The sequence below is a fragment of the Pannonibacter sp. SL95 genome, assembly GCF_026672425.1.
In the GTDB taxonomy this organism is placed as follows: Bacteria; Pseudomonadota; Alphaproteobacteria; order Rhizobiales; family Stappiaceae; genus Pannonibacter.
This window is the reverse complement of record NZ_JAPPRC010000006.1, coordinates 722,504-733,473: the sequence shown is the minus strand read 5'-3', so window position 1 is coordinate 733,473 and position 10,970 is coordinate 722,504. Positions and strand designations below refer to the sequence as shown.

The following is a 10,970-nucleotide window of genomic DNA, read 5'->3' as shown; positions in this document are numbered from 1 at the left end:
ACTACGGAAAGTAACCATGTATCTGGTGTTTGACCTTGAGACAGAGGTCCACACTAGCCACAAGCGTAAAGCCAACCCATTCGACCAGCGCAACTGGGTTGTTGCTCGTGGCTGGAAGAAACAGGGCGACGTACGTTGCTCCTACACATACCACCCCGAACATGACCGCACGACATACCTACAGATCGATGACGATGTAACGCTGCTCGTCGGCTTCAACATCAAGTTCGATCTGCTGTGGGAGATGTGCCAAGGCAACCCGACGCTGCACGCCTTCTTCAAGCGAGGCGGCAAGATTTGGGATTGCCAGTACGCCGAATACCTGATCCGGGCGCAGGTGCCGTCAGCGCAGATGTGTAGCCTGAACGACACCGCCCCGAAGTACGGTGGCACCACCAAGATCGATGCCGTGAAGGCCCTGTGGGAACAGGGTGTGCATACGGCAGACATCCACGAAGACCTGTTGATCGACTACCTCGTCGGCACGGAAGAAGAAGACCGGAACGGCGGCGACATCCGCAACACGGAACTGGTGTTCCTCGGTCAGATAAAGAAGGCCCTAGAGCAGGGTCAGATCAAGATGATCCAAGACCGCATGGACGGTCTGGCGTCGACCACGGACATGGAGTTCCGAGGTATCAAGGTCGATGTCGCTGAAGCCAAACGGCGCATGGCGATCCTGCTGAAAGACCTGTACGAGGTCTCCGCTGAGCTTGATACGTACCTACCTGCAGATCTGCCATTCGATTTCAACTGGGGCAGCGGGACGCACAAGTCCTGCATCATCTTCGGCGGCACGATCAAGTACCAGAAGCAGGCCCGGTACTTCGATGAGAAGACCGGGACTTGGGCGCGGAAGCAGGAGACGGAAGTGCACTACGTCCAAGAGGACGGGAGCACGCATCCGACGAAGCCCGGCGTCAAGTACGCCGGAGGTAAGCGCAAGGGTGAGTACAAGACCAAGCAGGTCAAGGTGCCCGGCGAGTACAAGACCCGATACACCGACTTCTTCTACGAGTTCAAGGGTTACACCAAGCCCAATGAGGACTGGGCCACGAAGCTGGTGGATGGTCGAGAGGCCCCGATCTACGGGACGGGCTCCGATATCATCGAGATCATCAGCAGCCGCAACATCCCGTTCCTGAAGGCGCTTGGCAAGAAACAGGCGCTCGATAAGGAGATCGGCACCTACTACGTCAAGTACGACGAGAAGAAGAAAGAGCACGTGGGGATGCTGACCTGCGTGCAACCGCACGACCACATCCTGCACCACAGCCTGAACCACACCACGACGGTCACGACCCGGCTGTCTTCCAACAACCCGAACATGCAGAACATCCCTCGCGGCGACAAGTCCGAGGTCAAGCGCATGTTCATCTCTCGCTTCGGTGACGAGGGCTGCACAGGCGAGGCCGACTACAGCCAGCTTGAGGTTGTCGTACAGGGCGTGCTCTCAGGCGACCGACAACTCTGCGAGGATTTGCGGAACCGGATCGACTTCCACTGCAAGCGCGTCTCGGCATCCCGAGGCTGCACGTACGAGGAAGCCGTTGAGTGGTGCAAGAACGAGGACAACCCGAAGTACCCGGAATGGAAGCCGATCCGCACCAAGGCGAAGAACTTCTCGTTCCAGCGGGCATACGGCGCAGGTGCACCGGCAATCGCCGACAGCACCGGAATGTCCCTTGATGAAGTCCAAGCCCTGATCGTGGCCGAAGAAGCCCTGTATCCCGGCGTGACCACGTTCAACGATGGTGTCGAGAAGACAGTTCTTGAAACCGCCGAGCCGTTCCAAGCGCAGGACGATAACGGCGTCTGGAAGACCTACCGACGTGGGTACTGGGTATCGCCGACAGGAACCCGGTACTCGTGGCGCTCATACGATGCTCCCGCATTCATGCGGAAGCGCGGAACGCCTGACAGCTTCTCACCACCGGAGATGAAGAACTACCCGGTTCAGGGCACAGGCGGTGAGTTCGTGCAGGCAATCATCGGCCTGCTGTGGAGACACTTCGTACAGAGGGATTTCTACAACAACTCGGCGTTCCTAGTGAACACCGTGCATGACTGTATCTGGATCGATTGCAAGAAGGAGGTGCGAGATGAAGTGTTCGCTGACGTACAGAGGATCATGGAAAGCATCCCGAAATACTTCAACAACCGGTACGGAATGCAGATCGACGTACCATTCCCTGTCGAGGTCGAGACCGGCAACAACATGAACGAACTGCACCACTGGAAGCAGGCTGCTTAACAGACCTCAGTGCAGACCCCTCCTATTAGATAACCAATTCCAGCAAAAGCGGTATCGGTCGCCACCCGGTTAGGGACGAGCGCCGCCGCACATGAAAGAGAGAAGAATGATCGACTTCAAGGCACTGGCCGCTCAGGCCGCCACCATGTCTGACCAGACGCAGGACAACACTCCGCAGTTCGATGACATCCCGCCCGCTGGCTTCACGGTTGGCCGGTTGATCGAATACATCGAGTTCGGCAAGCAGAAGCAGAAGCCATATAAGGGCAAGGAAAAGCCGCCTGCACTGGTGGCGCGGATTGTCTTTGAACTGCTCGGCCCGAAGAACCTGACCGAGTATCAGGACGAGGCCGGGAACAAGCAGATCCGGTCGCAGACCCTCGCGCTGACCCTCGCTGTCAAGACCAGCGACAAGGCCAAGTACAAGAAACTGTTCATGAAGATGCGTCGTGGCCGTGCAGACATCAAGCACATGGCACAGATGCTCGGCGAAGCGTTCGTGCTGCAGATCTTCCACAATGTGAAGGAGAGCGAAGGCAAGAAGTTCACGTACGTCAATCTGGACGAGAACGGCGAATACGGCATCGGCGCACCGGTCAAGAACGATCCGCTGACCGGCGAGAGCGAGGTTCTGAACGTCAAACCGAACATCCGCGAAATGCGTCTGTTCCTGTTCGAGATCCCGACCAAGGAAACTTGGGCAAGCCTGTTCATCGAAGGCACCAAGGAGCGCAAGAACGAAGACGGTTCCGTGACCAACGTGTCCAAGAACTGGCTTCAGGAGCGCATCCTGTCGGCGACGAACTTCTCAGGCTCGGCCCTTGAGGCCATGCTCGCAGACCTTGGCGATCTACCGGTCGTTGAGCCGTCCAGCGATACCGATGGCTACGTCGAGGCCGAAGACGAGGACGAGGATGAAACCCCGACCGCGAAGAAGCCTGAACCGGGTCAGCCGAAGGAGAAGCCCAAGGCTGCGCCGAAGGCTGACCCGGCTGACGCACTCAGCGACAGTGACAAGGCACTGGCTGCACTTGGCCTCTGATGCTCACAGAGTTCGCCGGTATCGACCTGTCGGGGCTGTCTCATGCGACAGCCCTGCAGGTACCCGATGTCGTCCCCGGACGGGTTGCGCACATCGACGCCGACTTCCTTGCGTATCAGGTCTCTGCTGAGAAAGCAGACGGCTCTGACAAGAAGTCACTCGAAGACATGCAGCACAATGCAGAGGAAGCTGTACAGCACCTCAAGAGCTTGGCTGCAGCAGAACACGTACACCTGCACCTTACGCCATCTACGAGCACTAAGGGCCAGCGTGCACAGCTTGCACAACTGAAGGAGTATCAAGGAAACCGTAAGGACCAAGAGAAGCCGCAATACCTGCACGTCATCCGTGACTGGCTGGTAGATCGGTTCCCCGGCACCCTGCACCAGAACTGCGAAGCAGATGATGGTATGGCGACGGCTCAGTACAGAGCAATCGCAGAGGGGCGTCGTGGGAAGTCGATCATCGTCTCTAAGGACAAGGATCTGAACATGGTACCGGGCCTGCATCTCGTATGGGATACAGGCGAGATCGTAGACACGGATGACTTCGGATGGATCGAACTCGTTGAGGGCTCGACCAAGAAGATCGTCGGATACGGGGCAAAGTTCTTTTGGGCACAGATGCTCATGGGCGACCCCGTAGACAACGTGTCGGGTCTTCCGAAAGTTCCCGGCAAGGTCATGAACAAGATCCGACCGACGACCCTCATCTCGAAGGCGTTGGCCGTCCTTGACGATCCCAACAGTAGCCCGGAGAAGCGCGCCAAGGCGCAGCGGACGCTTGATGAGCGCCCTGCCTGTGCCTGCGGCCCTGTGACCGCCTATGACCTTCTAGGTGGCCTGACGAACAACGAGCAATGTTTCGCTGTCGTTAAGGCCCTCTACAAGACGTACGGCGAGACCATCGGCTTCCGGCACTGGCAGACGGGCGAAGACGTAGCTTGGAACAAAGCTTTCGTCTCCGAAGCCCAACTGTTGTGGATGCGGCGAAACGCAGGCGATCCGAACTGCGTAGTCCGCTGGTGGAGTGAGGTACTGACCTGAAATGCGCCGCCGCATTAAGACCACAGAAGTAGTGGTGGTGAAGGCGGCAATCCTCAAGAAACAAGGCGGCAGATGCGCCCTGTGTGAGATCCCGGTGACGTTAGTTCAAGCATGTCTTGATCATAACCACTCATCAGGACTTATACGGGGCGTACTCTGCCGTAATTGTAATGGCATTGAGGGTAAGGTCGCCAACCTTGCAAACAGAGCAAAAAGAACAAGCACAACGAAAGACTGGCTCGGTCGTCTGATCCTTTACTGGATCAAGCACGAGACCGATCAGACCGGTCTGTACCATCCATTGCATAAGACCGACGACGAGAAACGTCTGTTACGGAACAAGCGCGCAAGACAGCGCCGCGCCGAACAGAAGGCCGCGTCAGCATAATAATACGAGAACGGAAACTCACCTTGGCTACTATCGAGGATCAACTAGCCCTTGAGCAAGAAATGGTTGCTCGCGGAATTGAGAACTTCAACAGAGAGACTGAACGGGCTGAAGAAAAGAGCCGGGGTGCAGAGACAGGCTACGCAAGGAGGCTGATGCACGAGATGCTCTCGCCCCTTATGGAAGCACTGACCGAGTTCGTAGAAGATACGAAGCCGGGCGTGGGCGGAAAGGCCCGCGTCCTGCTCAACCGGTGCGGTGTTGAGGCTGCTGCCTTCATCGCACTGAAGACCCTGTTCAACTACTTCACACTGGACACGCCTCTCGCTTGGTTGGCTACCACCATCGGCAAGCAGATCGAGGACGAAGTGCGTTTCTCTCGTTTCGAGGAAATGCACGGCGACTACTACAAACAGATCAAAGAGGACTTCAAGCGGAAAGGCACTAAGGACTATCGCTACCAGCACCGTGTACTGACACATGCTGCGAACAAGCACTTCGATCAGTGGATCAACTGGTCAACGCAGGAGCGCGCCCTTGTCGGTATGAAGCTGATCGACATGATCATCACGCATACAGACCTCGTTGAAAAGCGGGAGTTCAAGCGGAACGGACGTACTCACGTTAGTATCGTCCCTACGCAGGAGGCTACCCAGTGGATTAACGATTACAAGGAAGCAGCCGCGCTCCTGTTCCCCGACCGTATGCCCTGCATCATTGAGCCCGACGATTGGACGGAACTCAATCAGGGTGGCTACTACAGCCCCGAGGTACGGAACATCACTCCGTTCGTGAAGACGAGCAACCCACGGCACCTTCGGGTACTTGGCGGCGCAGACCTGTCTTCCGTGATGGATGCGGTGAACCACCTGCAGCACGTTCGCTGGCAGGTCAACCGTGAAGTGCTCGACGTGCTCAAGGCCGTGTGGGCGAACAACCTCGCAATCGGTATCCCTGCAAAGGAACCTCTTGAGGTACCGCCCTCCCCGTTCGTGGGACGCGATAAGGAAACGCTCGACGAGGCTGAGCTTGAGAGGCTACAGGATTGGAAGCATGAAGCAGCAGAAGTCTACACAGCAGAGAAGGAGCGCGTCGGAAAGGCGTTCCAAGTCAGCCGGATCATCCGACTGGCTGAGAAGTACGCGGCATTCGCTGATGTCTGGTACGTCTGGTACTGTGATTTCCGAGGTCGCCTTTACACCGCGACGGCAGGCTTCAGCCCGCAGGGACCTGACTTTGCAAAAGGCTGTCTCCGCTTTTCAGAAGGTAAGGAACTCGGAGAACGAGGCTGGTACTGGCTTCGCGTACATGGTGCCAACCGGTATGGTTTCGACAAAGGTACCTATGACGAGAGAGTGCAGTGGGTGAACGACCGCAGGGATGAGTTCCTACGAGCGGCTGAAGATCCACTTAGCTATCGATCCGTATGGGCTGATGCCGACAAGCCGTACCAGTTCCTCGCCTTCCTGCTCGAATACAGAGCAGCGATCATCGGAGGGGACCCTGAGCGATTTGTCAGTAAGTTACCTGTCGGCCTTGATGGAAGCTGCAACGGACTGCAGAACTTCTCGGCTATGCTCAGAGATGAGGTCGGTGGACGAGCTACTAACCTCGTACCTTCTGACAGGCCGAGTGACATTTACGCTGAAGTCGCTGCAGTCTGCACAAAGAAGTTGATGCAGATTGAGGACGCAGAGTACAGCTACGGCTGGCGAGCGTTCCTCGACAAGAACTGCAATGGCGTGATCCCGCGCAGCTTGTCTAAGCGACCCGTGATGACACTGCCGTACGGCTCAACACGACAGTCGTGTACACAGTACGTGTACTCGTCAATCCTTGATATCGACCGGGATAGCTTCCCGTCGAACTTCAGCGCTGCCGTCTGGCTTACCCCGCACCTGTGGGAGAGCATCGGCGAGGTTGTCGTCGCTGCTCGTGAGGCGATGACGTGGCTGCAGGCTTGTGCGAAGGCCATGAACAAGGCGGACAAGCCTCTTGCATGGACGACTAACGACGGCTTCGTTGCATACCAAGGGTCCCGTCAGGTTGAGAGCGTCCAGATCGAAACACAGCTTGCAGGACGCTTCCGGCTGCGTGTCGGTAGGATCACGAACAAGCTGGACAAGGCGAAGCAGAGGAACGGTATTGCTCCTAGCTTCGTACACAGCCAAGACGCCGCCCATCTACGAGAGACTGTACGAAGAGCTAAGGCTGCTGGACTGACTTCCATCTCAACTATCCACGACGACTACGGAACACACGCTGCGGACACTGATGTACTGCACAAGGTCATCAGAGAAGCATTCGTATCCATGTACATGGACCGGTGCCCCTTGGAGGAATTCAAGGATGCACACGAGAAGCGTGGTGTGAAGCTGCCGCCCGTCCCTGAGAAAGGGACACTGCACATCGAAGACGTACTGAGGTCTCCGTACTTCTTCGGCTAGTGACCCCTCCTATTAGAAAATAGGAGAACACTGATGGCAGACTACACAGACCTGTCCGATGAGGGCAGGATTGAACTAGCTATCCGGTTCGTCGCGAACAACCAACCACTTCCGAAGGAGCTTGTTGAGTTCCTTCGGGAGGCGGGCATTTACGACCTGATCGTCAAACCGCAGGAGAGTTTCCATGGCCAACCGGTCTAACGCATTTGTGGGCACATCCCTACAGGCACGGCGGCTACCGCCGATTTCTCAGGAGGTTCTGGACGAGCTTTCCAAGACCTTCCCGGCACCGACCATTGAACCCGGCTTCGACCGGGACAAAGCCATATGGCAGGCCGCACAGGCTGAGGTCGTTGCGTACCTGAAGCAGTGGTCCAGTCGAGGTAGCGTCCTCGGTACTGAGCCTGAGAAGCCCGACGACAAACCAAAGACGCCGGTCAATCTCCGCTACGGAGAATGATCCGGCAAGCAACCCCGCAAGATATCCCCGCCATTATCGACCTGCTCTACACGCTGCATAGCGAGAGCCCGGTCTATTCTGAAGAACCAGTAGACGAGTTCTACGTCGAAGCCAATCTACTGCAGATGCTAGAGAGCGAAGGTGCAGTCGTCCTCATTGACGACGAGTACAGAGGCTTCATGATCGGTGCATTCGCACCCAACTGGTTCTCCCGCACAGTTCAAGCATACGAGGTCATCCTCTGCATCGCCCCTGAACACAGGGGCGGGATACTTGCTGCGCGCCTCATCAAAGAGTTCGAGCGTTACGCCAAGAGCAAAGGCGCAGTCACAGTGTCCGCAGGCGCCTCTACAGGCATGTCTGATGAGCGGACAATCAATCTTTACATACGGCTTGGCTACGTAGCCAAGACCCCAACAGTCACCAAGAGGTTATAATGGCGAGTGATCCATTCTCTGCCGGTCTCATGGCGCTGTCTGGCATCCTCGGTCTAGCCGGTGGAGGCAACAGCAAGGCACCGGAGGCTAAGGCCCCGGCCATACCGGCACCAGTCGCACACAAGAGCGGCGCAGACGTTCGCGTCGGTGAAGACGACACGCTCAATACGGACCAGACCGCAAGCGAAGACTACAACCCGTTCATGGAGACCCGGAAGTCCGGCGTTGCCCTAGGCGGATTGGGTCGGAGTGGTCTCAGCCTGTGAGCACGAAGAACGTGCAATCCACATCCAGCCGGTTGTTCAGCAAGCCGCAGAACGACCGGCCCAAGGGTGCAGACAAGACCAGCACCAACACCAAGACCCTGGACCTAGGACTTAGCTCTACGAAGAAGACCAAAGTCTCTACGAGCCTCGGCCTGTAAGGACGCATATGCAACCCCAACCGTTATCGAAAAGCAAGAGCATCGAGCAACGGTTCAACGAGTACGACGGCAAGCGCGGGACACTACTCCGCAACTGTGAACAGTACGCCGCATGGACCTTGCCCTACCTGTTCCCGAAGGAACACAACCAACCCGACAACCAAGAAATCCTCAACCCGCCCGAGACAATCGGCGCACGCGGAGTGAACCACCTTGCGAACAAGGTCGTCACCGCGATGTTCCGACCGCAAGGGCCGTTCTTCCGTCTCCGTCTCGACGCCGCCACACGCCGCAAGGTCAAGGCGGCAAAAGGCTCGAACGCAGACAAGGTGTTCGCACAGCTTGAGAGCGATTTTGCTGACCTTGAGAAAGAGGCAATCGAGCATCTCGATATGGTGGAGTTCCGCCCTATCGCCACGCTGGCCGCGAAGTACCTGATCGTCACCGGCAACGCCCTGATGTTCCATCCGCCGAAAGGCGCACCGCAGGTCTACAGCCTGCGCGACTACGTGATCATCCGTGACCTATCAGGCGAAGTGATCGAACTCATCACCCGCGAGAGCAAGGCATTCGAGACATTCCATCCCGACGTACAGCAGCAGATCCGCTCGCTGCGTGCCGACAAGAAGGAAATCGCTGCGACCGACGACATCACGGTCTATACGCAGGTCATTCTGGAAGACGACGGACGCTACCACGCCAAGCAGGAAGCTGGCGGCGTGGCCCTGAAGCTCGCCGACGCAGCTTGGCCGCGTCACCTGCTCCCGTGGATACCGCTCGTCTGGAACCGCATCCGTGGGGCCAATTACGGCCATGGGCTCGTTTCAGAGTACGCCAAGGCATTTCACAGCATCAACGTTCTGGAAGACGCGCTGCTCGCCATTGCTGGCGTTGTGAGCGACATCAAGTTCCTCGTGAACCCGGCCAGTCATCTGGACGTGGTGGAACTGAACAACTCGCCACCGGGCAGCTATCACCCCGGCAAGGAGGGCGACGTAACGCAGATCACGTTGGACAAGTACAACGACCTGCAGTTCCTACAGAACCAGATCGACAGGTACGAACGCCGCCTCGGCGAAGTGTTCATGCTGAACAGCGCTGTCACACGTGACGCAGAGCGAGTTACTGCAGAGGAAATCCGCAGGCAAGCGTACGAGCTTGAGACCTCATTTGGCGGAATGTACTCGCAGCAGGCAATGCAGTGGCAGGTACCGACCGCCAACATCCTGCTGTACCAGATCGGCTTCGACAGCCGCCTGAACGGCATCGAACCTCAGATCATCACCGGCATGGACAGCCTCTCTCGCCAAGGCGAGATGGAGAACATCCATATGTGGCTTGCAGACCTCGCCCTGCTTGAACAGCTACCGGAAGACGTACGAGCACGTATCAGCATCGAGCGGTACGGAGAGTTCACAGGCGCAGCACGTCAGGTGAACTACAAGCAGATCATGAAGACCGAGGACGAGCTTAAAGCAGACCAAGCACGCGCACTGGAAGCGAATGGTGCGCTCGCCCAACAACAAGCCGCCGCTGCCGTAGCCCAAGAGGCCGGTAAGCAGGCGATCAAAGGAGAATAACACGTGACCACTCCGTCCAGCGTCCCCGCAGCCGGGACCAAGGAACCGCAGCCGGGTACATCTGAGGTACCGGCACAGCCGGTGCAGCAGCCGCAGCCGGTACAGGAGCAGCCGGTACAACCGGCACAGCCCGCTCAGCCTGCGCCGCAGCCCGCTCCGCAACAGGAGCAGCCGAAGCCCGCAGAGCAGCCGCACCCGGAACAGGTCGAGCAGCAGAAGCAGGATCGCGGCCCGCTCAAGTCGTACGCCAAGTATGACGACCCGTCTGCACAGACCGTCGTGCACCTCCTGCAGGAAGCCAAGGTCGACCCTAACGTTGCACAGGCAATCTTCGCAACGGCATTCGAGACCGGCGACCTGTCCAAGGTCGATCAGAACATGCTCATTGCGAACGTCGGTGCAGACCGTGCAGCCCTGATCGTGGCGAACGCTACGCAGGCTTTCAACAACGCCAACGCCAAGGTCGAACGCGAGACCAAGGCTGTCCACGAGGCAGTCGGCGGCGAGGCTAACTTCGCGACCATCCGTGACTGGGCGCACCGCGTCGAGGCTGCAGACCCGAAGGCTAAGACCAAGATCAACGAAATTCGCGAACTAATCGACCGGGGCGGCAACTTTGCTGTGCTCGGCGCACAGGAACTCTACCGCATGTACAACGCAGACCCGAACAACGTCGGTACTGGCGCTGGCGCACTGATCATCGGCACGAACACCGCAGGCACAGACCAGACCCCGCTCAGCCGCGCAGACTACCTGAAGGCAGTCAAGGAAGCGCAGGCCAAGGGCGATGAACGCGCAGTCGCACAACTACGAGCACGGCGCGCAGCCGGTCGTACTGCAGGCATCTAAGCCAGAGTATACAGACCCCTCGTATTAGAAATAACACGCCTAC

At 57.7% G+C, this 10,970-nt stretch carries 11 protein-coding genes; all 11 read left to right on the top strand.

Annotated elements, in window-relative coordinates:
* Positions 1-16: 16 nt before the first annotated feature.
* Positions 17-2,254, top strand: coding sequence for a DNA polymerase (locus OVA12_RS20390; protein ID WP_268140481.1), 2,238 nt, complete (start codon positions 17-19; stop codon positions 2,252-2,254).
* Positions 2,255-2,360: 106 nt separating this feature from the next.
* Entirely contained in the window at positions 2,361-3,296 is a 936-nt protein-coding gene (locus OVA12_RS20385; protein ID WP_268140480.1) for a hypothetical protein, read from the top strand.
* Complete coding sequence (locus OVA12_RS20380) at positions 3,296-4,342, top strand: hypothetical protein (RefSeq protein WP_268140479.1); 1,047 nt, start codon at positions 3,296-3,298, stop codon at positions 4,340-4,342. Before OVA12_RS20385 ends, OVA12_RS20380 begins: the two co-directional genes overlap by 1 nt.
* A gap of 1 nt (position 4,343) precedes the next feature.
* Positions 4,344-4,730, top strand: a complete 387-nt coding sequence (locus OVA12_RS20375) for an endonuclease domain-containing protein (RefSeq protein WP_268140478.1) — start codon at positions 4,344-4,346, stop codon at positions 4,728-4,730.
* Between the two features lie 23 nt (positions 4,731-4,753).
* Entirely contained in the window at positions 4,754-7,177 is a 2,424-nt protein-coding gene (locus OVA12_RS20370; protein ID WP_268140477.1) for a DNA-directed RNA polymerase, read from the top strand.
* Between the two features lie 33 nt (positions 7,178-7,210).
* Positions 7,211-7,378: a hypothetical protein gene (locus OVA12_RS20365; protein WP_268140476.1), complete on the top strand. Its 168-nt coding sequence runs from the start codon at positions 7,211-7,213 to the stop codon at positions 7,376-7,378.
* Positions 7,362-7,637 (top strand): hypothetical protein, encoded by a 276-nt coding sequence (locus OVA12_RS20360; protein ID WP_268140475.1) that lies wholly within the window; start codon positions 7,362-7,364, stop codon positions 7,635-7,637. The genes OVA12_RS20365 and OVA12_RS20360 overlap by 17 nt, the downstream gene beginning before the upstream one ends.
* Positions 7,634-8,074, top strand: coding sequence for a GNAT family N-acetyltransferase (locus OVA12_RS20355; RefSeq protein ID WP_268140474.1), 441 nt, complete (start codon positions 7,634-7,636; stop codon positions 8,072-8,074). Before OVA12_RS20360 ends, OVA12_RS20355 begins: the two co-directional genes overlap by 4 nt.
* On the top strand, positions 8,074-8,340 hold the full coding sequence (locus OVA12_RS20350) for a hypothetical protein (RefSeq protein ID WP_268140473.1): 267 nt from the start codon (positions 8,074-8,076) through the stop codon (positions 8,338-8,340). Before OVA12_RS20355 ends, OVA12_RS20350 begins: the two co-directional genes overlap by 1 nt.
* Before the next feature lie 166 nt (positions 8,341-8,506).
* Positions 8,507-10,078 carry a portal protein gene (locus tag OVA12_RS20345; RefSeq protein ID WP_268140472.1) on the top strand — a complete coding sequence of 524 codons (1,572 nt, stop codon included), beginning with the start codon at positions 8,507-8,509 and terminating at the stop codon, positions 10,076-10,078.
* Positions 10,079-10,081: 3 nt separating this feature from the next.
* Entirely contained in the window at positions 10,082-10,927 is an 846-nt protein-coding gene (locus OVA12_RS20340) for a hypothetical protein (RefSeq protein WP_268140471.1), read from the top strand.
* Positions 10,928-10,970 lie beyond the last annotated feature (43 nt).